Genomic DNA, 24,620 nt, shown 5'->3' with positions numbered 1-24,620 from the left:
CCGGGCTTCCGGCCTCGTTCACCACCAGTATTTTCACTTCGTACAAGTCTGCGCTATCGTTTGCGGGACGGCTTTTGTTGTGCTTACTTGTAAAGACCCCAAATTACAGGGACACTAGTTGATCCTATATACTGGCAAAAGAGACGAGTTGACGACTGTAGCAACGTGAGAGTTTCGGGAGGTATTGTGGAGAGTTTGCAATACTTTGAAAACCCTTTTGTGGGCGCGGCTGATACCCACAATCGATACACATGGCCGACGTTGACTTCCCAGAACCGGACGTGATGCCCGAGACGATCGAGCCTGCGACGTTGAAGACCCGGATCGACGACGGGGATGCCGTCACGATCCTCGACGTCCGAATGAGCGGTGAATACGACGAGTGGCACATCGATGGCGAGTCCGTCGAGACGACCAATGTGCCGTACTACGAGTTCCTGGACGAGGACATCGGCGAGGATGTCTTCGAATCGCTCCCCGAAGACGAGCAGATTACTGTGGTCTGTGCAAAGGGGAAAGCAAGCGAGTATATCGCCGGTGTATTAGCGAAAGAAGGCTACGACGCCGTCAACGTCGCCGACGGCATGAACGGCTGGGCGTCGATTTACGAGGCTGTCGAACTCGAGGGCTACGACGGAGCAGGGACCGTCTTCCAGTACCAGCGCCCCTCCAGTGGCTGTCTGGGCTATCTCGTCGTCGACGGCGACGAGGCGGCGGTGATCGATCCGTTGCGGGCGTTCACCGACCGTTATCTCGACGATGCCCAGGCTCACGACGCCGAGCTCGTCTACGCACTGGACACCCACGTCCACGCCGATCACGTCTCTGGGATTCGTGCCCTCGCCGAGGCAGGCGTCGAGGCTGTCCTGCCCGCCGCAGCGATCGACCGCGGCGTCGAAGACGCCGAGAAACTGACCGCCGGATCGGACGGCGACGTGTTCACCGTCGGCGACGTCGAGATCGAAGCGATCCACACCCCCGGCCACACGACCGGGATGACCTCCTACCTGGTGGGCGAGCGTCTGCTCGCGACCGGCGACGGCCTGTTCGTCGAGAGCGTCGCCCGCCCTGACCTGGAAGCCGGTGATGAAGGGGCCGAAGACGCCGCCAAGCAGCTCTACGAGACCCTTCAAGAGCGGATCTTGCCGCTTGCCGACGACGTGTTGATCGCCGGTGGGCACACGAGCGAGGCCGCCGACACCGCCCCCGACGGCACCTACACGGCACCGCTTGGCGAGTTGCGCGAGGAAATGGACGCCCTCTCGATGTCCGAGAGTGAGTTCGTCCAGGCGGTGCTTGCTGATATGCCGCCCCGGCCGGCCAACTACGAGGCGATCATCGCAACCAACCTCGGCCAGAACGCAATCGACGACGCGGAAGCGTTCACACTCGAACTGGGGCCGAACAACTGTGCGGCCAGCCAGGACTCACTCGCCGGAGACTGATCGATCGATATGCTCCCAGACCCGATCGTGCTGTCGGTATTCGAGACGCTGTTTCCGGAAGGCATTGCCCGCTATGCTATCGGGGGCCTGTTCGTCGGGCTCGGTACCGCCGTCATCTACGCCGCGACGGCTATCGCTCCCGGCGCGAGTTCGTTCCTCGAATCGACGCTCACCTACGTCTCCGATCGATCGCGCTTCCAGCAGTATCGCGCCTCCCGTGACTGGCGGATCGTCTTCACGCTGGGCATCGTTCTCGGGGCAGCCGTCTACGCCGCGATCTGGCAAGGAGAAGTCTGGACCACTGACGTCCAGTGGTGGCGACTGCTGGCCGGCGGGATCCTCGTCGGCATCGGAACGCGGATCGGGAAGGGCTGTACGTCCGGGCACGGCGTCTGTGGTATCGGGTCGCGCTCGAAGACGTCTCTCGTCGGCGTCGTGAGCTTCCTGGCCGTCGCCATCGCGACAGCACAGATCGTCACGGCACTGGGGGTGAGCCCGTAATGGCTGGCTCGTCAGCGCCAGACGGCGGCCGTCAGCCGCTGTTCATGCCGGTGATCCTGCTTGGCGGGTTGCTGTTCGGGTTCGGCCTCGCTGCCAGTCACATGGCCCGTCCAGAAGTCGTCTTGGACTTCCTCCAACTGGTCGATCTGGGCTTGCTATTCGTGATGTTCGGTGCGGCAGTCGTCTCGGGGCTGGCCTTCGCGATCATCCCACAGCTTCGTCAGCGTGCGCCGCTGACCGGTGACATCTACGAGCGCCGGCTGAAATCCTTCGATCGAAACGTGCTGATCGGCGGGGCCATCTTCGGCGTCGGCTGGGGCATCTCCGGAGTCTGTCCCGGATCGGGGTATGCGAGCCTGGGGATCGGCAACTGGCCGATCTTGCTCGCAATCGGCGGAATGTTCCTCGGCGCGTACCTGCAGGGCATCTGGCGATCGTGGCCGAACTGACCGCAGTCCCCCGTTCTCTCATTGTATGGATCTAGCGACGATCGGCCTGTTCGCAATCGCAAGCGTGGCGAGTCTGTTCATGGCGTGGGTCATCGGGGCCGGTTCCAGCGGCGCAACGCCGTTTGCCCCAGCGGTCGGTGCCAACGCCATCTCGACGCTCCGGGCGGCACTGGTCGTCGGCGTGCTGGGCTTTCTGGGCGCGGTAACCCAGGGCGGGAACGTCTCCGAAGCCGTCGGGAGCGGGCTCATCGAGGGCGTCTCGCTCCCGCCGACGGGCGTCATCGCCGTCCTCTTGATCGGCGCGGGACTGATGGCGGTCGGCATCAAGACGGGCTACCCGATCGCGACGGCGTTCACCGTAACGGGGGCAGTGATCGGCGTCGGATTGGCCCTGGGTGGCGATCCAGCCTGGGGGAAGTACCGAGAGGTCGGGGCCGTGTGGCTACTCACGCCGATCGGCGGCGGTGCAGTCGCGTTTGCCATCGCACGCACGCTTCCACGTCCCGACGTGCCCGAAGACGTGAGCGTCCCCATCCTCGCCGCCCTCGTCGGGGCTGTGGTGGTCACCCTGGAGTTTGCCCTTCTCGAAGGAATGGGCGGGACGGTCGCTGGGGTCGGCGGGCGCTTGCTACCGGTGAGTGACGGGCTGTCCGTCCCGCTGGTGACCGTGCTGGCGGGCGTCGGCAGTGCGGCCCTCGTCCGCTGGGATATCAACCGAGACCTGACCGGCGGCCTCCGGCGCTTTCTCCTCGCGCTCGGATCGCTCGTGGCGTTCTCGGCGGGCGCGAGTCAGGTCGGCCTCGCGGTCGGTCCCCTGCTGCCGCTCTTTGCGGAGCAATCGACCGTCCCGACGGTCACATTGCTGCTTGGCGGCGGGTTCGGGATGCTGGTCGGCTCCTGGACCGGCGCACCGCGGATGATCACAGCCCTCTCCCAGGAGTACGCCTCACTGGGGCCACGGCGCTCGATTGCCACGCTCGTCCCCTCGTTCCTGATCGCTCAGATTGCAGTCTTGCTCGGCGTGCCAGTCTCGTTCAACGAGATTATCGTCAGCGGGATCGTCGGCAGTGGCCTGGCCGTCGGTGGGGCCGACGTCAGTCGACGGAAACTCCTCGTGACGGTGCTCGCGTGGATCGGGTCCCTCGGGTTGGCCCTTGGGCTTGGCTATGGCGTTGCAACGATTGGACCAGTTGGGTGACCCCGCCCTCACCCGCCGGTCATGATCTCGAACCGCGCGCCACCATCGTCGCTCTCGGTGACGCTGATCGTCCAGTCGTGGGCCTGGACGATCTCCCGGACGATTGCGAGGCCAAAGCCCGTCCCGTCCTCGGCAGTCGTGTAGCCACTCTCGAAGACCGTCTGCCGTTCGTCGACCGGAATTCCCGGCCCGTCATCGGCAACGAAAAACCCGTTCTCGAGGGCGCCGACGGTGACCGTGACAGCCTGTCCGGTGTGCTCGACTGCGTTCCGAAACAGGTTCTCGAACAGCTGTTGGAGACGGCTTCGATCGGCCTGGATCGTCACGGTACTGTCGACGTGCAACGACGCGTGTTCTGTCGCGACGGTCTCCCAAGATGCCTCGGCGATGGTCGAGAGATCCACGGCCGTCGTGTCGGTGACCGACTGGCCACCCTGTGCGAGGGTTAACACGTCGTCGATCAGGGCGTCCATCCGATCGAGGGCATCCGCAACGTCCTCGAGATGGTCACTGTCGGTCTCGGACTGGAGGACGTCGACACGCCCGACGGCGACGTTCAAGGGATTTCGCAGATCGTGGGCGAGGACACTCGCGAACTCGTCGAGACGCTCGTTCTGGCGTTCGAGTTCAGTCGTAACAAGTCCCTGTTCGAGTTCGTAGCTCACCCACTTGCTCATCAACCGGACGATCGTCTGCTCGGCGTCCGAAAAAGCCTCGTCGCGTGGCTCGGTCGAAGCAAAGCAGAGCGTCCCGTACAGCTCGCCGTTGGCGACGACTTTTCCGCCGACGTAACTCCCCAGATCGAACACCTCGTAGGCAGGGTCGTCATCCCAGCCGGCCGCGACCGCATCAGCGATCACCAGCAGATCGTCGGCCTGGATCGTCTTGCGGCAATAGGCTTCCGAGAGTGGACACGTCTCCCCCGGCTGGAGGAGTTCGTGATCGCCGTGTGCGTGAACGATTCGCTGAGTGCCGGTCGAAAGATCGCCGTCTGGCCCCGTTTCGATCCGAGAGAGAAACCCGTAGGGCAACTCGAAGTGCTCACAGCCCAGTTCGAGCAAGCGCTCGATTTTGTCCTCGAACGAGTCGTCGGGATCGGCCGTCACGGCGTACAGCCGCTGGAGGGTATCGAGTGTGTCCTGTCGCTTTCGCTGCTGTCGTTTGCGTGTAGAGATATCCCGGATGATCCCAGTGAATCGGTGCTCACCGTCGATCGTGGTCTCGCCAAAAGAGATCCCCAGCGGAATCTCCGTCCCGTCACGGTGGCGACCCGGCAGTTCGATCCAGTCCCAGTCGAGTTGTCGCTGGCCAGCCTCGAGGTAGCGAGCGACGGCTGCCATGTGGTCGTCGTGGAACCGCTCGGGCATGATCGTATACAACGGCTCGCCGATCAGTTCCGCCGGTTCGTAGCCGAACAGACCAGTGACCGCATCGTTCGCGTACTGGATAACGCTGTCCTCGTCGATCGTCAGCACACCGAGTGTCGTCTGCTGGGTCAACGCCTCGAAACGCGCCTCGACGCGCTCGAGTTCCCGCAGGCGCGTCGCCAGTTGGGCCGAGGATTGGGACATCGCTTCGGGGGCTGGCGAGGACTGCTTGCCGGACCTGCTATCGCGGCGGTCTCGATCCCCCGAGACGATATCGACAATACGCTTTGCAAGCCTGCTGAATGGAGCTGGCCGTGCCTCGCGAAAGAGGAGCTCAGTCACGCCCGCCGAGACGGCATCGCTGGCGACGACTGGCGACTCCATTGCCGTGAATAGCACGAACGGCAGTTCCAGATGGCGCTCCCGGACGGTTTCGAGCAGCTCGATCCCGGTCGCGTCGGGTAGATCGAACGCCGAAACGACACACTCGAACCCACTATCGTCGAGAGACGTGAGGGCCGCGCTCGCGCCGACGACGCTCTCGACGGCGAGACGGTCGTCCTCGCATTCCAGGGTAGTCGCGACAGACGCGGCCGCGTCCGATTCGCTTCCGACGTAGAGGACGCGGATCGTCTCTTCCATGACGGATTCTCCCACCGGCCGCACTTAATCGGTTCGGCGCTGTCTCGAAGACGGAGCTGTGGCCAGTCGGCCAATCAAGCCACGCGCTTTGGCGGGACGAGCAGCACGTTACCGTCGGCTTTGGCGACAATATCCTCGGAGACGCTGCCCAGCAGTAGTCGCCGCAGCCGGCTGTGCCCCCGGGACCCGACGAGCGTCGTCGCCGGGTCGTGCTCGTCCTCGACGGCGAGAATCTCCTCGACGGGATCACCCTGCCGGACGTCGAGGTGGGTCTCGATATCCCAGGCCTCGAGTTGGGCTGTGAGTTCAGCGAGTTGGTCCCGGGGTTCCTCGTCGATGTCCGGATCCGCTGGCGTCTCGACGTGGACCAGCGTCGCCTCCTCGGTCGCGTGCCGGAGATACGAGAACGCCTCGAAAGCGTCCTGGGCGTTCTCGGAGAAATCAGTCGCATAGAGAATGCGCTGAAACAGATGTTCGGCGAGCACGTCCGGGTCGTCGGTTGCCCGCTGGATCCGGTTGACCAACAGTGGTGTCACCGACGTTCGTGCGAGGTTCCGGGCCGTCGAACCGATGAATCGGTTCTCCAGTGGACTCGACCCGCGCGAACCGACGATCGAAAGGCTCGCGCCGACCGACTCGGCGATCCCGTTGATGCGGCGATGGGGGGTCCCGCGGACGACGTGGGTTTCGACTCCGAATCCGGCGTTTTCGAAAGTCTCACGGTAGCGGTTCAGCGCTTGTCGGCGACGCTCCTCGAAGTCCATCCCCGGCATCCCGGAGTGGACGTTCGACGGGACGACCGTCACGAGGTGAAACTCCTCGATGCCGATCCGATCGAGACACTCCAGGCACGTCTCGTTGGCGATCGTAGCCTCGCTCGCCGCAGAGAGATCTGTCGCGTAGACGGCCCTCATACCGATCTGTAGCAGCCGGCGTTATAATATTGCTTCGATTGTCCAATACAATAGTGAGCGGATCGAACAATCACGAAACGAACTCGTGTCACGAGTCAGGCAACCACCGGCGTACCGGTCTGACGCGCCCCACGTCAAAACGCACCTATATTCGCCGTAAGTGCGGTATAATCCAGGTTTTTGGGTCTAAGTTTTGTTGACGAGAGGAAGGTTCGAACGCATATATAGATAACCTATGCAAATATCGACGTCAGTTACGTGGCAGATACACGTCTGTAATATTGTGTAGGCCGTTCAAAAACGTTTTACCCACCCGTGGAATAAGGGGTATTGAAGAGGAAACCATGATCCGCACACGACTATCGACGACGGGGGGAGACACATGATCGGGCTCGGATCGGGCGCCCAGATGGGAGAGGCGGCTACGCTCGTCGGTGCGGTGTTGCTCGAAGCGATCGTGCTCTATCTGGGATACGGCGCCCTGTCGAACGTCCTCGGAGAACCACTCGTCGAACGCATTCGCACGCTCTGACCAATGGAACTGTTCGGACTCGCCGCGAGCATGATCGGCCTGTTCGTCGGCTTTGGCTTCATGGTCGGCGTCCTGTTTGGCTTCTTCGGGATGGGCGGGTCGTTCCTCGTGACCCCCGCGTTGATGATCATGGGCTTCGAGACGACCACGGCCGTCGGGAGTGGGATGGCCTTCGTCTTCGGGACAGCCGTCATCGCGACGCTCAAACACCGGGACCTCGGCCAGGTGGACTACAAACTCGGCGGGTTGATGATCGTCGGTACCACTGCCGGCATCGAGGTCGGTCGGATCGGGCTGTACTTCCTGCAAGACCAGGGACTGGCCGAGCTTGTCGTCGGCGTGACGTACGTCGTCCTCCTGGGAGGCGTGGGACTCTTTGTCACGCGCAATGCGCTCAAAAACGACGGGGACGATGGCGGTGGCGATCACCACGACCCAGACGCGGAGATCGACCCCGACGCGATTCCGGATATTGCAAAGCAAATCCAATCCTACACCGTCCCGCCGATGCTGTCGATCAGTGGCGGGATCAGGGTCTCGCTGTGGATGATCCTCGGCGTCGCCTTCGCGACGGGCTTGCTCTCTGGGTTCCTCGGCGTCGGCGGTGGTTTCATCCGGATGCCGGCGATGTTCTACCTGATCGGCGTGCCCGTCCCGATCGCCGTCGGGACCGACCTCTTCGAGATCGTCTTCTCGGGCGGCCTCGGATCCTTCCTCTACGGGCTGGAAGGCGGCGTCGATCTCTCGATCGTCGCGCCGCTTTTGGCCGGGAGCGCACTCGGTGCCCGGATCGGTTCGACCGCGACCAGCCTCGTCGAGGAGAGCGAGATCAAGATCTACTTCGGGCTCATGTTGCTCGGCGGTGCGGTGGCCGTCGCGCTCCGCCAGCTCGGCAACGCCGTCGAAGTCGAGATCCTTCAGGTGATCAGTTTCGGGCTGATCATGCTCGCCGCCCTGGCTGTCGGGAGCGCCGTCATCTACAGTGCCGTGCGAGCGATCCGAGACGACACGAGAACGACTGAGGTCTCTCCGGCGGATTGATAGCCCGCTGCTCAAAGGTTGCCGTGGTGGGCTGCCTGCCGGATGGTCGCCGCTCGCTGACCGATGGCCTCGCGCTCGGCCTCGTCTTTGTCGTCCCAGTGACTGTAGACCAGTCCCATCCGGTGATTCGACCGAAGGCGATCTTCGTTTCGGCCCAAGAAGTCCCAGTAGAGGGCGTTGAACGGGCAGGCGTTCTCGCCGACCGTCTTGGTCTTGTAATAGGGACAACTGCCACAGTAGTCGCTCATGCGGTCGACGTAATTGCTGGATGCCACGTAGGGTTTCGTCGAGAGTACGTCGGTTGCGAACGTGCCCATCCCGACGACGTTGGGCGTCGTCACCCAGTGGTGGGCGTCGACGAAGGTGGCGTGAAACCAGCGGTTGAGCGCGTGTGGATCGACGCCGAACGTCGTCGCGAAGTTCGAAAGCACCATCAGGCGCTCGATGTGGTGGGCGTATCCCCGACGACGGACGCCCGCGATGACGTCGGCGAGACAAGCCATCTCCGTCTCACCCGTCCAGAAGAATTCGGGCAGTGGCTCGGTCGCCGCAAGTTGGTTCGCCTCGGCGAGTGCCTCACGCTCGCGACGGTAGACGTGACGCAGAAACTCCCGCCAGCCCAGCACTTGCCGGACGAACCCCTCGACGCTGTTGAGCGGTGCGTCGCCGGCTCGATAGGCTTCGATCGCTCGCTCGATGACTTCCGCTGGGTGGAGCAGACCCAGGTTCAGACTGCTCGATAGCAACGAGTGACTCATCGCCCAGGAGTCCCGGACCATCGCGTCTTGATACGTCCCGAACGTTTCGAGGCGGTTCGTACAGAAGTCTTCGAGAGCGCCCAAGGCCTGCTCGCGCGTGACTGGCCACCGGAACGGTTCCGGGTCGGCCCACGCGCCGCCGTACGGTGGCTCGTCGTAGCCGCCATCGAACTGGGCGTCGACCCACGCGAGGACATCGTGGGTCGTCTCGTCGGGTTCGAACGCTGGCGGTGCGGGCGCCTCCCAGTCGTCGGGCGGGGTCTCGCGGTTGTCCTCGTCGTAGTTCCACTCACCACCGACGGGATCTCCCTCGTCCAGCAGATAGCCAGTCTCGCGGCGCATGAACCGATAGAAGTCCTCGTGGCGGTAGCTGTCACTACTCCGTCCATCCGCCCAGTCATCGAACTGCTCGCGCGAACAGCAAAACAGATCGTTCGCGACGATTTCAAGACGGCCTCCGCAGTCGTCCACCAGCGAGCGAAGTCGGTCCACACCCCCGGCGGGCCGCATGAGCGTCAATTCGTCGTCCGGGTGGGCGTCGAAATGTGCCTCAAGGCCCTCACGGAAGGTCTCGACCCGGTGATAGTAGACTTGCCGGCCGGCCCGTCGACAGCGATCCCGGAAGTGACGCATCGCACTGAACACCACGGCGAGCTTGTGGGGATGGTACGGCAACCGTTCGGCAAACGACCGGGATTCGATCAACAAAATTGGCTCGTCCGATCGCTCGGCGACTGGTCCATCGTCTGTCGTGAGTTGATCGCCCAGGACCCAGACGGTCATTGGGCGGCCCTCTGCATTCGCATGTGACATTCTACGCGAGAGGAGACGGTAAAACCAGCCCCGATTCAATTGGGGGCTGGTTCGCACGTGAGGGTGAGCGAAGGGGCGCCAATATCGACAGGAACTGTCTGTCGAAGCTGAATGGGTACAGAACGTTCACAACGGTCGCCACAGCCGTCGTGTAAATCTATTCGCCGACAGCCACAACGGAACGGCCAGTTGCAGGGGCCAGAGAAGAGAGACGCCTTCGTTGCCCCTGCGATGTCAGCTGACACCACGCTTTTTGACCTGGCGCCACGATATCACAACCCAGTGTCTGGACCTGAACTAAGCCAGTGCCCGACGTGTGGATGGACGGGAAAACAGTCTGAACTCGAGAAGGGGCCGTCCGGACCGACCTGTCCTGCGTGTGGCGATGCGATCATGCTCGAGTAGCCCCCAGGGGCTTGCGCTGCGTCCGTGGGTTCGATAGTGTGGTATCAGTACGACGACGCCTCATGTAGGGATATGACGCCGAACGACCCCACAATACGGGTACAAATTGCGTACGTGTGCGCCACACAGAAGTCACGTTGACGAGTCCGATACCATGCGCTTTTTCAGCCCGTGGCAGCGACGGCCGGCCATGACTCAGACGGAACTCGGAGCAGAGATAGAAGATGTCCTGGAGATCTCTCAAAGCGAGTTTCAGGCCCGAGTCGAACAGGATGCAGCAGTCATCAAAGCCGAAGTCGAAAAGGGAACGTTCGATAATCCGCAGGGACTGGTTGGATTAGAGTGTGAGTTCTACGCGACAACCGACGAGGCCACAACCAACGGGAACAGAGAGCAAAGCGATTCCGAACTAAGAACGCTCCGGCGAATTCCTCGCCGGACGCTTTCGTTTACCGGCTTCGAGAAGGAACTGGGATTGCATAACGCGGAGATGAGTACGACGCCACAGCCACTCAACGAGCACGGGATCGAGGCCCAACAGGCCGAGATCAAGGCTCGGTTGGCTGCGGCGCGGGAGCCGATTCACGCCAATAACATGCGTCTGGCCAGCGACGGCCTGTGGACGATTCCACCGAGTGGCGAAACGGCACACGAGTATCTCACCGACTTCATCGACGACGATGGGCTGACGATTGCGACCAACATGAGCGACTCGATCCGCTATCACGCGATGGGAAACACCGAGACACCCACGGGCGGGCGTCTCGATGCCCCACACGTCTCGATGGAGACAGAGACCATCATGCCCGAGAGCCTCATCACGTCGATCCAGCCCCATTATCAGGTCCCCAACGCCGAAGCGCTCCCGTCGTATTTCAGCTACGCGATTCGGCTTGCAGGACCACTCCTCGCGCTTGGCGTCAACTCCCCGTTTTTCCCACCGAGTCTCTACGACGACGGTGTGGCCCCAGAGACAGTCATCGAGGACGCGTGGATGGGCAACCGGATCAAGGTGTTCGAAACCTCGCTCAACACCGACCAGGTCCGGAAGGTCAGGTTCCCCGAAGAGTTCGAGACGGTCGAAGAGGCGATCGACAACATCGCCGCCGATGAGACGATCGTGCCGATGCCTGTCGAGCGCGGCGATCGATTCGACGACGAGTTCGCACACTTCAGACGGAAACACGGCACCTACTGGCGGTGGATTCGGCCAGTGTTCGGTGGTGCAAAGCGGTCGAGTGCGAACGCCCGGATCGAGTTTCGACCGTTAGCTGGCCAACCGACACTACGCGACACGATCGCGTTTCAGGCGGTGTTCGCTGGCGCGCTCGAACACTTCCACTCCGCACAGCATCCGGTCCGCCGGTTGAAATGGGAGACCGCCAGAGACAACTTCTATGCCGCAATGCGTGACGGCCTGGATGCGGACCTCACCTGGATGACCGCCAACGGACGACTCACGACGGATCTAGAAGCCATTTACGAGGAACTGTTCAGTGCGGCGGAAGGGGGATTGCAAGCCCAGGGGCTCGGAGATGAACAGGTTCGACAGTACATCTCACCGCTTCGAGATCGTGTTCGGACTCGGCGGACACCAGCCCAGTGGAAACAGCAGATGGCGTCTACCCGTGTCTCCGACGGGGCAGATCTGAGACAGGCAATCGTCGATACCCAACGGGCATATCTAGAACGACAGGCAGAGACGTTCTTATCAGGACAACTTACTGACTGGTCTCTCTCGTGAGTATGAGTACCAGGATCCAATTGTCCGGGTCGGTTTACTCTCTCCGGTCGCTGCACGGACGCGGCGGGAGTGAGCCGAGTATCACGAGGCGAACATCGATAGACGAACGGAGTGAGTCTATCGGAAGTGAGCGAACGCGAAGCGTTCGCGATCTACGCCGCGGCCGCTGAGTGAGGAACACAGTGAGGAACGAAGCGGACGCGGCGGGATTCGAACCGAGTGGAGACGGTCGACCTCGCTCCGCTCGGTCGCTACGACTCCCCGGGTTCGAATCCCTTGGTCTTCCACTCCTCACTGCGTTCGTCGTTACGGACGCGGCGGGATTCGAACCCGCGATCGAGGGGTTAGGAACCCCTCGCCCTATCCGCTAGGCCACGCGTCCCGACCAGTGGTTGGCGTGGCGAGAGAAAAAACGATTGCGTTCGACCGCCGCCTGAGAACCCTTAGTTCGATTGGGTTTCGGTGTCGGTGTCGGAGTCGCTCGAAGACTGAGTCGTCGAGTCGGCACTCGCCGACTCCGGCGATTCGGCCCCGTCTTTCATCTCTTCGAGTTCCTCTTCGACTTGCTGGCGGCCTTTCTGGAATTCACCCATCGCCTGCCCGGTCGAGCGAGCGAGCTTGGGGATCTTGTTTGCGCCGAACAGCAACACTGCCAACAGCACGATCAACAGTAGTTCGGGTCCGCCCGGGATGCCACCGAGTTGTAGGATCAATCCATCGATCATCGCTACGTGATTCTTGCTAACTGTGTAATATAGGCTTTTTGCTAGCCAGGTGTACATCATCCCAGCGGTGCGGACCGGCAATTGTCGTGAACGGCACATCTTTTGGGCCACCATTCCTACTCGGGGTGCAATGGTTGCTGAAGGCGACAGCGCCCCCGACTTTACTGCACCGCTCGCAAACGGCGACATCGACTCGTTTACCCTCTCTGAACGTCTCGACGAGGCCCCGATCGTCTTGGCGTTTTTCCCCGGCGCGTTCACCAGCGTCTGCAGCCACGAGATGACCGAGTTCCGCGACCGCAGCGACGATATCGAAGATGTGGGCGGGACGCTGTATGGGATCAGCGTCGATTCACCGTTCGCACTCAACGAGTTCCGCGACAAACTCGAACTCCCCTTTGGCCTGCTCAGTGACGCCGAAAAGGAGGTCGTCGACACCTACGATCTCACCATGGACTTCGACGAACTGGGCGTCTACGACGTCGCCAAGCGCTCGGTATTCGTCGTCGACAGCGACGGCGAGGTGTCTTATGCGTGGGTCAGTGACGATCCAGGCGTCGAACCCGACTACGACGAAGTTATCGACGCAGTGACCGACGCCGCCTGAGGCGACGGCCCCCACACTGTGGACGGCCAACGAGAGCGAGAGTAAATACACGCGCGGCCTTTTTCTCGTGGTAGCTCTTGTATCGAGTATGAGCGAGTCGACGGAGACGACAGAGACAGGTGACGGCGATGGGCGGATCTACGAACCGGGGGCTGAACACGCGTTTCCGGACGCGCGACTCAACGAGGTCCTGGCATACGTGGCCGACGACGAGGAGATTCAAGCGTATCTCACTGCCCAGAACGTCAACCCGGTGGCGCGAAAGCAGTACAACGACCACGGCCAGAAACACATCGAGATCGTCCGCCACCGGGCGCTCTGTCTCTATGACCTACTGAAGCGTGGCGGCGTCGTGTTCAACGGTGCGCGCGAACAGGGTCTCGGCGAGGCAGACGAGCCAGTCATCATCGCGCTGGCGGCGACGTTACACGACATCGGCCACGTCGTCCACCGAGACGACCATCCGTATTATTCGATCCCGTTGGCTGGGAGTCTCCTCGACCGGATCCTCGAAGACCTGCCGTTTTACGACGTCGCCGAGGCGGTCCGTGTCAAAAGCGAGGTCCTGCACGCGATCCTTTGTCACGACACCGACGAACAGCCACTGACCCTGGAGGCAGGGGTCGTCAGGGTTGCCGACGCCCTCGACATGGAGAGTGGTCGCTCGCGATTCCCGTACGAACAGGGCGGGCGCGGGATCAACACGGTCTCCAGTCAGGCCATCGAGGCAGTGAATCTCCGGCCGGGCGAGGGCACGCCCGTGCTAATCGAAATCGAGATGACGAACGCTGCAGGCGTCTACCAGGTGGACAATCTCCTGAAAGCCAAGCTCCGGGACTCGGGGCTCGAAGAGCATCTCCGGATCGTCGCCATCAACTCCCGGCAGGACGCCGATCGGATCGTCGAGCGGATCGAATTGTGAACGGGAGCCATACCGGATTCCACACCGGACGGTTTTAGAGGGTCGAGTTACTCTATTTCACTGTTATGGGCTTTGGTAGCTACGATGAATCCGAACAGGAGAACCAGGCCAGTGGGGCAGATATCGACGACAGCGAGAGCGTCGACGTCGATGCGACCAACCACGATGGCGAAGTCAACTTCGAAGCCGACGCCTCCCAAGACGAGCTCCTGGACAAACTCCAGGACATGAAAGACTGACTGCGGGCCGTTCTCTCTATTGCGGTTGATCGCCGGTTCGTGATTCGTACGTTGCAGCCAGCTCGTCCAGCGCCGCGTGATGCTCGGTGGTGTGTGGGGCAGTCAACGGCGAGACGCTGACTCGGCCCTCGACGACGGCCCGTCGATCAGTCCCGTCCGGATCGGGAATCGTGCCGTCGGCCATCCACTCCCAGATCCGGTCGTGGAGTTCGATCTCGTCGCCGTCTTTGATCGCGCCCATCTCGTAGACGCGTGAGGGCGACGTTATTTCGATTGACGCACTCGCCGTGCCGTCTTCGGCCAGCGGGGCGTTGACGTTGAGGTAATCGGCCTGCTCGAATACGCCGGCATCGGGTGCCTCCTCGGCGAGATACCGCGCCGCTGCCGTCGCGTTGGCATACGACTCGGGTTCCTCGGTCAGTGGCTCCCACTTGTCGTCGTCTCTGACGGGGACGTACATCGAGACAGCGATAGCTGGCACCTCGAAGAAGGTGGCCTCGACGGCCGCGCTGACGGTTCCCGAGCGCCCGAGGACGTACGCCCCGAGGTTCGCCCCGTCGTTGCAGCCGGCGACAACCATGTCGGTCTCGGGAACGAGTGCCTCTAGCCCGGCGACGACACAATCGGCCGGCGTCCCGTCGATGACGTAGCCCAGTTCGTGCTCGCTGACACCGACGTGTGGGGAGATCGAGCGCCCGACTGCGCTCCGGTCCTCGGCGGGGGCAACGACTGTCACGTCGGCGACCGTCGAGAGTTCGTCGTACAGCGCGCCCAAGCCGACGCTATCGATTCCGTCGTCGTTCGTCAAAAGAATCTGCGGCTCACCGGCATCCATGGGCGCAATCGGTGGGTGGCGGGGAAAAACCTGTCTCCGTCGGTTGGACCGCAGGCCACTCACACGGGCACGCGCTCGACGACCGTCTCGCCGTCGACGACGAGATTGTACGCTCTCTCGTCGTCGTTCCACAGCGCCAATACGTTCTCGAAGGCGAGTAGATCACCGTACTCGCTGTCGCGTAGGTCGCCGTTGAGAATCGACTCTTTGGTCAGGACGGCGAAGTGATCGACCTGTTCGCTGCCGTCGGCGACGAGGAAGACGGGGTTTCCATCGGCCTCGTCCCGGAGGTCCGGACTCAGTTTGATCCCCACGAGATCGATTCGGTCGGTAACGTATCCCTCGGCATCGGCCATTTTCGCCACCCGGGATTGGTCGGGACGGTACTCGATCGCTCGGGCATCGTCACGCCGGAGGATCGAATAGGCATACTGGACGTCGACGTTGACGAATTCGCCGTCCGTCTCGGCCCCCGCGGCGTCGTCCAGCCGACCCTGAAACGGCGGCACGTCCACGTCTGGCTTGCGCGTGAACGACCAGCAGTCGCCTGCGGGCCGCTCTCCTGGCCAGAGTCGAACTGTCGGCGCGTAGATCGTGTACGTGTCCTCGAGGGCTCGCTCGGTCGTCCGAATCCCCTTGGCCGTCTGTTTGTCGGCGGGCGCGATCGCGAGGACCGAGCCATCGGGTGCAAGCGCGTCAGCGTACCGGCCCAGCACCGCCGCTGGATCGGCCAGTTCGCTCAAGACGTTCCCGAAGACGATCAAGTCGAATTCCGCTCCCGGCTCGAAGGCTTCGGCCCGCTCGCGGTGGACAGTCGTGTGGACGTTCGGACCCGTCGCCCCGAGCAGTTCCGTGAGAACTTCGGCTGCACCATCGCCGGGTTCGACGGCGTGATACTCGACGATTCCCCCGGCTTCGACGACGAGATCGCACAGGCCAAGTGCCGGACCGCCGACGCCGGCCCCGATATCGAGGACGCGTAGCTGTGCCGGCAGTCGGTCCTCGGCGAGGAGCGGTTCGAGGGCGTACTGGCCGACGGCGTAGTAATCGGGGAGGTGGTAGATGGCGTACGCCAGTGCAGTCAGTCGATCGTAGGTGACGGCGTCGTCGTTGAGATACGCCTCCTTGACGGTGCGAATTCGCTCCCGGAGTCGGTCGCCCGACTCGCCCTCAGGCCAGCCGGGGCCGAATTCGGCGATGAGACGGTCTTCGAGTGCTCTCGTGTACCGCTCGGGGAACGGCTCGGCACGCTCGACAGTCGCGTCGAGTGGTCCCACAGGGGCAGGAACGAACGTGCCGTCCTCACGTTCACGAAGGCCGAGATCGACGGCCGCCTCCCGAAGGGTTTGCTTGACGACACCCGGGTGGGGCTGGTCCGGAACGTATTCACAGATTTCGTCGGGATCGATCGGGCGGACCTCCCTGAGATACTTCGCGTTGTTCAGAATTGCCTCGCGACGCTCGTCACTCATCGCTATCCTCGGGTCGTGCCTGGTCGTAGAGTTGCTGGAAGGCTGTCGCGTCGGCGGCGGCGAGTTCGCTGGCCGTCTCGGCGACGGCCTCGCTCCCCTCGAAGGCCGCCTGGATGTCGGCGTAGACGCGGGCGTGGCCGCCGGTGACTTCTTCGAGTAACTCGAACAGGGCCGCCGAGATCGGCGTCTGGAATCGCTCTGGTACTGGCTGGGCAGCAAGCCCAAACGCCAGGATCGCGGCGTGGGTCCGGGCCTGGACAGTCTCCATCGCCGTGTCGTGTTCCTCGGGTGTCGTCTCGAAGAGGTCGTTGCCGGCCGCCCCGAGCGCCGCCCGGACCTGCTCGGTCACGGGGCCAGACTCATCGACCACCAGTGGCACGTTCCCGGGCGCGTTCGCGGGAGCAAAGAGCGGGTGGAGGCTCACCCGCTCACAGTCGGGGGCGTGTTCGGCCATCGCCGCGATCGGCTCGTCCATGATGCCCGCCAGGTCACAGATCGCGCGCTCGGCGTTTGGCGCGTGCGTTGCGATCGCCTCGGCCGTCGCCGGAATCGGGACCGCGAGACAGACGAGGTCGAAGCGTTCGTCGGTTTCGAGAGGGACAGCTCGATCACCGATGCGTTCGGCAGCGGCGCGTGCGATCGCGGGATCGGCGTCGGTAAACGCGATGGTGGGCGAATCGTCGAGGTGTTCCTCAAGCGTCCGGGCGAACCACCGGCCCATCTCCCCGGCGCCGACGACGAGTACGTGCATGGGTTCGGATACCGCTTTGCGGATCAAAAGGCGTTCGCCTTGCAGGCTCTGTGGGTCGATTTTCCGGTGTCCCGCAGGATGTCGAAAGCGCTAACAGTCGCGGACGGGTACGGGCTGGCATGAAACGCGTCCGCTTTCGGGACCCGACGGGAACGATTCGCGGCGGTCGCTGGCTCGACGACGAGGGCCAGGCGTCCGTGACGACGGCACTGGGTGAGCCGGACGATGACGCCCCCGGCAAGACGTACCCGGCCGAGGCCGTCGACGTACTCCCGCCAGCCGAGCCGACGAAAATCATCGCGATCGGGCGCAACTTCGCTGACCACGCCGACGAACAGAACGCCGAAGTCCCGGACCGACCGCTCCTCTTTTTGAAGCCCCCGAACACGGTCGCCAGTCACGGCTCGACGGTCTCGCTACTACCCGATAAAGAGCGACTCGATTACGAGGCCGAACTCGCGGTGATCATCGGCGAGACCTGCCACAACGTCGACGCCGGGGAAGCCGAGGACGTGATCGCAGGCTATACCTGTTTCAACGATATCTCCAACCGGGACGACCAGCGCGTCGAGACCAACTGGGTCCGCGGGAAGGCCTTCGACAACGCCGCACCGATGGGACCGGTGCTGGCGACACCCGACGAAGTGCCAGCAGATGCGACCATCGAGTGTCGCGTCAACGGCGAGACGAAACAATCCAGCACCCGCGAGAATCTGGTCTTTTCCGTCCCGGAACTGATCGAAGAGATCACGACGTACATGACCCTAGAGCCTGGCGACGTGATCGCGACCGGAACGCCCGAAGGGGTGGGGCCACTCGAAGACGGCGACACCGTCGAAGTCGAGATCGAGGGGGTCGGGACGCTGGAACACGACGTCCACATTCCCTGACCGAACGGCGGAAATGCCCTACGATAGGAGGATAGTAAATCGAGGGTCCCCCTGTGACTTTTTCGGCGTGTATTCCCCGTAAACCCCTCCCGTACAGGCGGTCGAAACGATCGCTGGACGGCCGAGATACGAATGCCAGGGTGGTATAATACCAATCGTATGTCCTTATATTCCCCTTACGATTAATACTTAACAATCGGCCTCGAACGAGGGGCTATGCCCCACGGGCAAGATGTCGAACACAAGAACGATCCGGCAAGTTCCTCCACGTACGAGTGTCTCCAATGTGGCACGATCGTTGAGTCGGAGACACATCCCGGCGCCTGTGAGTGTGGTGGAGAGTTCCACAACCGCGCAAAGTCCCTCGAATAGTTCCGGACGGCAACCGTTCTCCGATTACGTCCAGTACAGCCCGAACAGCCGTTGTTGACCCCAAGCGCCTCGTTCGGGCCGGGTGAGGAAATCACCCCTGCCAGAACGGCTTTCCCGGCGTCGACCCAATTCGGGGTATGCAGGAGATACCCGGTATCCACCACGTAACGGCGATCGGAAGCGACCCTGGCGAGAATCGGCAATTTTACACCGAAACCCTCGGCCTCCGGCTGGTCAAACGAAGCGTCAACCAGGACGACGCCTCGGTTTATCACCTCTTCTATGGCGACCGCTCGGGATCGCCGGGCACCAGCATGACGTTCTTCCCCTACCCCGGCGCACGGGCGGGCCAGGTCGGCACTGGCCAGGTCAGCACGACGCAGTTTCTGATTCCCGCCACCGCCGTCGACTACTGGGTCGAGCGCCTCGAAGCGGCCGAGGTCGACATCGGCGAGCGCCACGAGCGCTTTGGCGAGACGGTCATTCCTGTTTCCGATCCCGACGGGCTCCCGCTGGAACTGGTTGCCGTCGCGGATGCCCCTGCGGGCGATCCACCGGACGGACCGGTCCCCGCCGAACACGCAATCTGCGGGTTCTACGGCGTGACCCTTGCACTGTCCGATATCGATGCCACCGCACGCGTCCTCGAAACGATGGGCTACGAGGAAACGGACAGTGACGGCACCCGGGTCCGTTACGAGAGTGACGGCGACCTGGGGTACGTCGTCGAACTGCTGGCCGATCCAGACCTACCCCAGGGTCGGCCGGGAGCGGGCACGATCCACCACGTGGCGTTCCGTGTCACGAGCGACGACCAGGCCGACTGGCGTGAGGAGCTTCAAAGTCTCGGCCTCCGACCGACGGCAATCATCGACCGCAAGTGGTTCGAGTCGGTGTACACCCGAACGCCCGGCGGTGTGCTCTTCGAGTACGCGACCGAAGGACCAGGCTATACGGTCGACGAGGATCTCGAAACGCTGGGTGAACGACTCGTCTTGCCGGAGTGGCTCGACGATCGCCGCGAGGAGATCGAACAGGGACTGCCGTCGCTATCAGTCGAGACGAGCGAGTAGCCGTCCCGCCGAGTGCGATTAGAACAAGCCGAGACCGACGCTATAGGCCCAGGATTGGCTCGCCACAGCAACGAGGACGAGTGCCCCGCCGGCCATACCGACATTCTTCAGGAACTGTGTCAACTCGTCCTGTTTTTGGTCCTCGGGGACCGCCCAAAAGTCGTGCATCGTCAGCGCCGAAACGAACAGGAATGCAGCGAGCGCTGCCGCCCCGACAGCCGGATAGAGTCCCACCGCGATACTGAGGCCAGCGGCCACGAGGACGACGCCGGATGCGACAACCGAGAACCCGGGCGCTGGGAGGCCCTTGTGCTGGGCGTAGCCGGTCATCGCCTCGCGCTGCTGGAAGTGATTGAGCCCCATAAACGCCAGCACGACGCCGAACAGCAGGCGACCGGCCAGCAAGATGACCCCCGCTGTGCCTTCGATCGCCATCAGGCACGCACCTCCACTTCCGCGGGGCTACTCACACTCGTGGTGGTCGATACGCGATTGGCGTCGTCAGTTACTGATATCATTCCGTTAGTTGGTTCGTTTGCGAACCTATTTATGCGCTCGGCGACAAGAATGCGATCAGATAACACCGATGTCACCCACCGCCACGAGCCAGGAGCAGTCCGTCGAGGAGCGAAACGCCGCGGCCTGTCCGATCGTCGAAGCAGTCGAACAGATCGGCTCGGAGTGGCGACTGATCGTCTTGCACGACCTCGTTGACAGCGAACAGCGGTTCAACGAGCTCAAGCGCTCGACCGGGGCGAGTTCCCGGACCCTCTCGCGGGTGCTCGACGACCTAGAAGACGCGAACCTGGTCGATCGCCGTGTCGAGGATCGGCCGATCGCGACCTACTACTCGCTGACCGAGAAAGGACAGGCGCTGTGTCCGATCTTTACGGACCTAGAGGAGTGGGCCGACGAGTGGGTAGACGGAATCGAGGGGTGAAGGGCCTGTCACGCCGTGATTTTGGGGAATTCTCTACACCACACCGGCGTGGAGTCGATGATCCTTCCGCGAGGCTAAGTATTTTGAGCCATGGATGTGGATTATCGATCATGCAGGTCTTGGTGGGGGTTGGCGGCACAGAACGTTCGTTTGGGGCCTTAGAGGGAGCCCTCGAGCGTGCCAGGCAGGCCGGCGACGAAGTAGCAGTGGCAGTTTTCGACGATCCATCGGCTACACTGACAAGAGAGCAAGTACGGGATCGGATTTCGACAATTCTCGAAGAGTACGACCGGGATGTAAAACTGCAGGACATCGACGGCGATCCGGGATCACAATTAGTACAGGTCGCCGAGAACGGCGAGTTCGACCAACTCGTGTTGGGGGACGGCAACCGGACGCCGATGGGCAAGATACAGCTAGACAGCATCGCCCAATTCGTCCTGTTTAACTCCCACGTCACCGTCAAACTCGTTCGATGACTGACCGCTCGCCCTGGACACCGCCGCCGCGGTCGTTCGCCGACGAGGCTGGCCGGTCGATCCGTATCGAACGCGGGATCGACGACCGGGCGGCCCTCGTTGGAATGTACGAATCCTACGCGCCACACCACCGCGCCCAGGGACTGCCGCCAGTGGGCCAGGCGCGGATCGAAGAGTGGCTCGACACCGTCTCCGAGGGACTGAACGTCGTCGCCTGGCACGGCGATCGCGCTGTGGGGCACTCGGCGTTGCTCGGCGGCGCGGACGATCACGAGTTGATGATCTTCGTTCACCAGAACTACCGGCTGTCGGGCACCGGCTCACGACTCATCAGGTCGCTTCTGGCCTACGGGTACGCACAAGGTGTCGAAACGGTGTGGCTGTGTGTCCGGCCGAGCAATACGATTGCCGTCTCGCTGTATGAATCGGTCGGCTTCGAGCGGGCTGAGGAACGCGGGAGCGACCTCGAAATGACGCTCACACTGCAAGAGTAACGGCACGACCCACCATGGCAACTGGGTCACTGGCAATCCGACCGTCCATTGTCACCGACTACTACACCGGAGTGGTCCTGCATGGCTTCGACCGTTGGGTCGGGGACGCCCGTCAATCGAACGGCGAGTTCCCGAAGAGACTCCGTCTCGGCACGGACCTCGACAGCCTCGGCGACAGAGATATCGACATTCGTGTAGACGCCGTAACACGCTGCATACAACTCCAGCCACTCGGCGAGCGTCCGCTCTAAGGCACGGGAGACGTCTGCCGAAAGCGGCGATTCGTGCGCTCCCATCGTAGCTTCCTGGTACAGTGCCACGGCCGGTCCGACGCCGTCCCGGAGATAGTCACGAGCGCGGTCGCGGTCCGGTGGCTCCGTCGGGGGCAGAAAACTCCCTCTCGCCCGTCGCGCTCGTTCGGCGAGTGCCTGCACGCGGACGCGGTAGGCGGACGACATCGACTCACCGGGCTCCGGACCACGTTGCTGCCTGTGGCCGCCGGCCGGACGCGGGCTTCACGGAGTCGCTGCTGGCAGTGACGATCGGTCGTCCCAGCGCGGCCAGGCGCAGGGCCACCCAGACGGATGCGATCGCAGTCGGCAGCCATACGTTTCCAGGCATCATAGCTATCTATCGGGATACACGAATCCTACATATTATTCCATGATGAATACCCGCCGGGATTTCCGGAATCGGCACTGCGACCCGGGATTACCCGTCGCGGCGAGTCGGATCGACGTCGATCGCATCGACCGGACAGACGTCGACACAGAGCATGCAGTCGATACATTGGGACTCACGGGCCGGGTCAGCTTTGCGGTCGCTGACGGAGTGACCGGGCGTCTCAACCCACTCGAAGACGTCGACGGGGCAGTCTTCCAGACACGCGCCGTCGGCCAGACAGATGTCGAAGTCGACGGCGACGTGGGTCCCGTGAATCCCCAGCGATTCGGGTTTTTCGACAGGCCCCCAGACGTCGTGGCCGTCGTGGTCGTCGATAACCTCACGCGTTGACTCGAAATCGGGATCGATGGGCACTGTAGGTCAGCCTCCGACGTGGGAGGGCTTAAAACTACGTTAGCGGGCGGTGATCCCCGGTTTCGTTTCCGGGGAACGGCGATAACTCGACAGTCGTCCAACAGAGGGATAAGGACCCTCGGCGAAAGCCGACCATGGCAGCCAAAGACCTCGAAACGACGACCGTAACGGTATCGACAGACGACGCAAGCGACGACATGGAAGTCCCACTCGCGCTGATCGAGCTATTGACCGAGGGCGAGGAAGACATCCCGACCGTCGTCGCGGACATCGCGATGTTCGGCCTCGCCCAGCGCGTGCACACGGCCGTCCATCACAGCCAGGGCGACCCGAGCGCGGACATCGACGCGGACATCGAGGACATCGAGGCCGCGACCGACGAGCGCTTCGAGGAGCGCTTTGGTTCGAGTTTCGAAGAGCTGCTCGACCACAGTCACTGATCGACGCGCCGTACTCGGGTAATCACCGCGATCACGAGGAGTGACGCTATTCCTGGCGCCGACCCGAAGCCGGGACCGCTCGTGGTCGTCACCCCCGTTTTCGAAGGTGTCGTTGTTCCTCCCTCGGAGACGATCGGCTCGAAGGACTGGTCTATCTCTGGTAGCGCTGCCTTCTCCGGGGCGTTGAGTACTGTTACGTTCGATCCATCGGTGACGACGGCGAAGGCGTCGGCGTACGGGCCACTCGGGATAACGTAGCGATCGGCACCGACGCGCGTGGCGTCGTAACTTGCGAGTACGCGTCGATAGGCAGTCCCAAACTCGCGAGCGTCGCTTTCCGTGTCCCAGGTCGTCTCCCAGACGTAGCCGGCGTGGCTACCGTTCGTGTACGCACGAAGTGTGTCGTTTTCCCAGCCGTCGGCGGGCACACTCGCGTACCCGCCCGAAAACGAGGCGTTCGGGACCGGCATCGCCACGTCTCGCGTCCGGTTTTGCTGTTCGAAGAGGAGGCGGATGCCGACCGCACCGATCCGCTGATCCGTCCCCGTCGGCTGCCAGGCCGGGCCCGATCGATCCTCGGACTCGATCGACGCGGTAGACTCGACGTTGCGCTCGGGGTGAATTACAGACTTCATCGTCCGGGGCGGGGACTGGTGGGTCTCCGAAACGGCGTCCCAGCCACCACGATCCCGTAGGGCCTGGACGTAGGTCGCGCCCGCCTGGTAAGGCACGCCCATCAGCCGGGCGATCGCGGGCGTGATATCCCCTGCTGGCGGTGCCAGACCACCGGTCAGACAGTCCCACTCGCCGCTGGCACACTGGCGCCGATAGCGACCATCGACGAGTGAGGCCTCCCCCTCGACGAGTCCGTCTTTGGCGAGTTCCCCGTCCAACGTCGTCCGCTGGTAGCGCGGGGCCGAGAGATCGAAGTGCTGGTCTTGGAGGACGTGGACGAGTTCGTGAGCGAGGACGTACTCCGAGACCTTCGGGCGGTCGGGATCGGAGGTTACGAGCACGACGTGATCGACGCCCTCCTCGGCCGCCATCCCGCCGACGCTGGCCAGAATCGTCCCGCGGACGGCTCGTCTGGCGTCTGTGTCTTCGCCGACGACGAACAGCGCTTCCCAGGTTGGATTGTCACCTCGAAGCTGGGTCACGTTGCGATCGACGTACCGTTCGACACCATCCCGCGAGACGAATTCCATAGACGTGTTCGCGGTGAACTCCAGGCCACGGAGGTGTTCGACGCGGGCCATCGTGCGGGCGAGGACGTGCTCGCGTTCGGCCGGTGTGAGCCCGTCTGTCTGGTCGATGTCGATCGTCTCGTTGTACCAGTAGCCGTGCTCCCAGCCGATCACGTCGCTCTCGGGATCGGCCGGTGCGGTGTCGTTGTTCGGGCCGTCCTGGGCCACGGCGGGGCCGGCGACGATCGTGCCAGCACCGACGAGGACGACAGCAATCACGCCAAGCGCGACCGAAGCGGAGACCAGGCGCGTCATTATCGAGTGGCTGTCGGCAAGCACCTAAAGCCGTT

Annotated in this window: 28 protein-coding genes and 1 tRNA gene; 17 read left to right on the top strand and 12 right to left on the bottom strand. The window is 62.8% G+C overall.

Going from position 1 to position 24,620, the window contains the following annotated elements:
• Window positions 1-251: 251 nt before the first annotated feature.
• Genes FR699_RS01895 through FR699_RS01880 form a run of 4 tightly spaced genes read left to right on the top strand, consistent with a single transcriptional unit; the run spans window position 252 to window position 3,593 of the window.
• Window positions 252-1,445 carry an MBL fold metallo-hydrolase gene (locus tag FR699_RS01895; RefSeq protein ID WP_158853633.1) on the top strand — a complete coding sequence of 398 codons (1,194 nt, stop codon included), beginning with the start codon at window positions 252-254 and terminating at the stop codon, window positions 1,443-1,445.
• A 9-nt stretch (window positions 1,446-1,454) separates the two neighbouring features.
• The gene (locus tag FR699_RS01890) at window positions 1,455-1,946 is read left to right on the top strand and encodes a YeeE/YedE family protein (RefSeq protein ID WP_154552042.1); all 492 of its coding nucleotides are present in this window, start codon (window positions 1,455-1,457) and stop codon (window positions 1,944-1,946) included.
• Complete coding sequence (locus FR699_RS01885) at window positions 1,946-2,395, top strand: YeeE/YedE family protein (RefSeq protein WP_154552043.1); 450 nt, start codon at window positions 1,946-1,948, stop codon at window positions 2,393-2,395. The genes FR699_RS01890 and FR699_RS01885 overlap by 1 nt, the downstream gene beginning before the upstream one ends.
• 25 nt (window positions 2,396-2,420) lie before the next feature.
• A complete protein-coding gene (locus FR699_RS01880) occupies window positions 2,421-3,593 on the top strand; it encodes an inorganic phosphate transporter (RefSeq protein ID WP_158853631.1) in 1,173 nt (390 codons plus the stop codon).
• 8 nt (window positions 3,594-3,601) lie between these two features.
• Here the strand turns inward: FR699_RS01880 and FR699_RS01875 are convergent, their stop codons facing one another.
• Window positions 3,602-5,602 carry a PAS domain S-box protein gene (locus FR699_RS01875; protein WP_154552045.1) on the bottom strand — a complete coding sequence of 667 codons (2,001 nt, stop codon included), beginning with the start codon at window positions 5,600-5,602 and terminating at the stop codon, window positions 3,602-3,604.
• A 74-nt stretch (window positions 5,603-5,676) separates the two neighbouring features.
• Window positions 5,677-6,516 carry a universal stress protein gene (locus tag FR699_RS01870; protein ID WP_158853629.1) on the bottom strand — a complete coding sequence of 280 codons (840 nt, stop codon included), beginning with the start codon at window positions 6,514-6,516 and terminating at the stop codon, window positions 5,677-5,679.
• Between the two features lie 382 nt (window positions 6,517-6,898).
• On the opposite strand from FR699_RS01870, the gene FR699_RS13065 reads away from it, so the two are divergent.
• Together FR699_RS13065 and FR699_RS01865 are read left to right on the top strand one after the other, a co-directional pair.
• A complete protein-coding gene (locus tag FR699_RS13065) occupies window positions 6,899-7,048 on the top strand; it encodes a hypothetical protein (RefSeq protein ID WP_195837556.1) in 150 nt (49 codons plus the stop codon).
• 3 nt (window positions 7,049-7,051) lie between these two features.
• Complete coding sequence (locus tag FR699_RS01865; RefSeq protein ID WP_158853627.1) at window positions 7,052-8,089, top strand: sulfite exporter TauE/SafE family protein; 1,038 nt, start codon at window positions 7,052-7,054, stop codon at window positions 8,087-8,089.
• A gap of 11 nt (window positions 8,090-8,100) precedes the next feature.
• Here the strand turns inward: FR699_RS01865 and FR699_RS01860 are convergent, their stop codons facing one another.
• Window positions 8,101-9,630, bottom strand: coding sequence for a cryptochrome/photolyase family protein (locus tag FR699_RS01860; protein WP_154552048.1), 1,530 nt, complete (start codon window positions 9,628-9,630; stop codon window positions 8,101-8,103).
• A 625-nt stretch (window positions 9,631-10,255) separates the two neighbouring features.
• On the opposite strand from FR699_RS01860, the gene FR699_RS01855 reads away from it, so the two are divergent.
• A complete protein-coding gene (locus FR699_RS01855; protein WP_158853625.1) occupies window positions 10,256-11,809 on the top strand; it encodes a hypothetical protein in 1,554 nt (517 codons plus the stop codon).
• 309 nt (window positions 11,810-12,118) lie between these two features.
• Here the strand turns inward: FR699_RS01855 and FR699_RS01850 are convergent.
• A tRNA-Arg gene (locus tag FR699_RS01850) sits at window positions 12,119-12,191 on the bottom strand.
• 61 nt (window positions 12,192-12,252) lie between these two features.
• Complete coding sequence (locus FR699_RS01845; RefSeq protein WP_154552050.1) at window positions 12,253-12,534, bottom strand: twin-arginine translocase TatA/TatE family subunit; 282 nt, start codon at window positions 12,532-12,534, stop codon at window positions 12,253-12,255.
• Between the two features lie 130 nt (window positions 12,535-12,664).
• Here FR699_RS01845 and FR699_RS01840 point away from each other — a divergent pair, with 130 nt between their 5' ends.
• From FR699_RS01840 to FR699_RS01830, 3 genes are all read left to right on the top strand, one after another.
• The gene (locus tag FR699_RS01840) at window positions 12,665-13,141 is read left to right on the top strand and encodes a redoxin domain-containing protein (protein WP_154552051.1); all 477 of its coding nucleotides are present in this window, start codon (window positions 12,665-12,667) and stop codon (window positions 13,139-13,141) included.
• A gap of 88 nt (window positions 13,142-13,229) precedes the next feature.
• Window positions 13,230-14,063, top strand: a complete 834-nt coding sequence (locus FR699_RS01835) for an HD domain-containing protein (protein WP_158853623.1) — start codon at window positions 13,230-13,232, stop codon at window positions 14,061-14,063.
• A gap of 65 nt (window positions 14,064-14,128) precedes the next feature.
• On the top strand, window positions 14,129-14,302 hold the full coding sequence (locus tag FR699_RS01830; protein ID WP_154552053.1) for a DUF5786 family protein: 174 nt from the start codon (window positions 14,129-14,131) through the stop codon (window positions 14,300-14,302).
• 16 nt (window positions 14,303-14,318) lie between these two features.
• Here the strand turns inward: FR699_RS01830 and surE are convergent, their stop codons facing one another.
• Genes surE through FR699_RS01815 form a run of 3 tightly spaced genes read right to left on the bottom strand, consistent with a single transcriptional unit; the run spans window position 14,319 to window position 17,360 of the window.
• Window positions 14,319-15,137: a 5'/3'-nucleotidase SurE gene (gene surE, locus FR699_RS01825; RefSeq protein ID WP_158853621.1), complete on the bottom strand. Its 819-nt coding sequence runs from the start codon at window positions 15,135-15,137 to the stop codon at window positions 14,319-14,321.
• A 59-nt stretch (window positions 15,138-15,196) separates the two neighbouring features.
• Window positions 15,197-16,609: a class I SAM-dependent methyltransferase gene (locus FR699_RS01820; protein WP_158853619.1), complete on the bottom strand. Its 1,413-nt coding sequence runs from the start codon at window positions 16,607-16,609 to the stop codon at window positions 15,197-15,199.
• A complete protein-coding gene (locus tag FR699_RS01815; RefSeq protein WP_158853617.1) occupies window positions 16,602-17,360 on the bottom strand; it encodes a prephenate dehydrogenase in 759 nt (252 codons plus the stop codon). The genes FR699_RS01820 and FR699_RS01815 overlap by 8 nt, the downstream gene beginning before the upstream one ends.
• 119 nt (window positions 17,361-17,479) lie before the next feature.
• Between FR699_RS01815 and FR699_RS01810 the strand changes: the two genes are divergently transcribed.
• From FR699_RS01810 to FR699_RS01800, 3 genes are all read left to right on the top strand, one after another.
• Entirely contained in the window at window positions 17,480-18,250 is a 771-nt protein-coding gene (locus FR699_RS01810) for a fumarylacetoacetate hydrolase family protein (RefSeq protein WP_158853615.1), read from the top strand.
• Window positions 18,251-18,466: 216 nt separating this feature from the next.
• Window positions 18,467-18,622, top strand: coding sequence for a rubrerythrin-like domain-containing protein (locus FR699_RS01805; protein ID WP_158853613.1), 156 nt, complete (start codon window positions 18,467-18,469; stop codon window positions 18,620-18,622).
• Between the two features lie 137 nt (window positions 18,623-18,759).
• Window positions 18,760-19,695 carry a ring-cleaving dioxygenase gene (locus FR699_RS01800; protein ID WP_158853611.1) on the top strand — a complete coding sequence of 312 codons (936 nt, stop codon included), beginning with the start codon at window positions 18,760-18,762 and terminating at the stop codon, window positions 19,693-19,695.
• An 18-nt stretch (window positions 19,696-19,713) separates the two neighbouring features.
• Here FR699_RS01800 and FR699_RS01795 read toward each other — a convergent pair whose 3' ends face one another.
• Window positions 19,714-20,130: a DoxX family protein gene (locus FR699_RS01795; RefSeq protein ID WP_154552060.1), complete on the bottom strand. Its 417-nt coding sequence runs from the start codon at window positions 20,128-20,130 to the stop codon at window positions 19,714-19,716.
• A gap of 151 nt (window positions 20,131-20,281) precedes the next feature.
• Here FR699_RS01795 and FR699_RS01790 point away from each other — a divergent pair, with 151 nt between their 5' ends.
• The 3 genes from FR699_RS01790 to FR699_RS01780 all read left to right on the top strand — a co-directional run bounded on the left by FR699_RS01790 (window position 20,282) and on the right by FR699_RS01780 (window position 21,608).
• Window positions 20,282-20,635 (top strand): helix-turn-helix domain-containing protein, encoded by a 354-nt coding sequence (locus FR699_RS01790; protein WP_154552061.1) that lies wholly within the window; start codon window positions 20,282-20,284, stop codon window positions 20,633-20,635.
• Between the two features lie 110 nt (window positions 20,636-20,745).
• On the top strand, window positions 20,746-21,114 hold the full coding sequence (locus FR699_RS01785) for a universal stress protein (protein ID WP_154552062.1): 369 nt from the start codon (window positions 20,746-20,748) through the stop codon (window positions 21,112-21,114).
• Complete coding sequence (locus tag FR699_RS01780) at window positions 21,111-21,608, top strand: GNAT family N-acetyltransferase (protein ID WP_158853609.1); 498 nt, start codon at window positions 21,111-21,113, stop codon at window positions 21,606-21,608. The genes FR699_RS01785 and FR699_RS01780 overlap by 4 nt, the downstream gene beginning before the upstream one ends.
• Window positions 21,609-21,634: 26 nt before the next feature.
• Here the strand turns inward: FR699_RS01780 and FR699_RS01775 are convergent, their stop codons facing one another.
• On the bottom strand, window positions 21,635-22,066 hold the full coding sequence (locus FR699_RS01775; RefSeq protein ID WP_158853607.1) for a hypothetical protein: 432 nt from the start codon (window positions 22,064-22,066) through the stop codon (window positions 21,635-21,637).
• Window positions 22,067-22,319: 253 nt separating this feature from the next.
• On the bottom strand, window positions 22,320-22,646 hold the full coding sequence (locus FR699_RS01770) for a ferredoxin family protein (protein WP_158853605.1): 327 nt from the start codon (window positions 22,644-22,646) through the stop codon (window positions 22,320-22,322).
• 134 nt (window positions 22,647-22,780) lie between these two features.
• On the opposite strand from FR699_RS01770, the gene FR699_RS01765 reads away from it, so the two are divergent.
• Complete coding sequence (locus FR699_RS01765) at window positions 22,781-23,086, top strand: hypothetical protein (protein WP_158853603.1); 306 nt, start codon at window positions 22,781-22,783, stop codon at window positions 23,084-23,086.
• Here the strand turns inward: FR699_RS01765 and FR699_RS01760 are convergent.
• Window positions 23,080-24,585 carry an Hvo_1808 family surface protein gene (locus FR699_RS01760; RefSeq protein ID WP_158853601.1) on the bottom strand — a complete coding sequence of 502 codons (1,506 nt, stop codon included), beginning with the start codon at window positions 24,583-24,585 and terminating at the stop codon, window positions 23,080-23,082. The two genes, FR699_RS01765 and FR699_RS01760, sit on opposite strands and share 7 nt — an antisense overlap.
• Window positions 24,586-24,620: the final 35 nt, after the last annotated feature.

The sequence above is a fragment of the Halorhabdus sp. CUG00001 genome, from assembly GCF_009797925.1.
Lineage (GTDB): Archaea > Halobacteriota > Halobacteria > Halobacteriales > Haloarculaceae > Halorhabdus.
The sequence above is the reverse complement of the archived record's forward strand: the minus strand, read 5'-3'. Positions and strand labels throughout refer to the sequence as shown.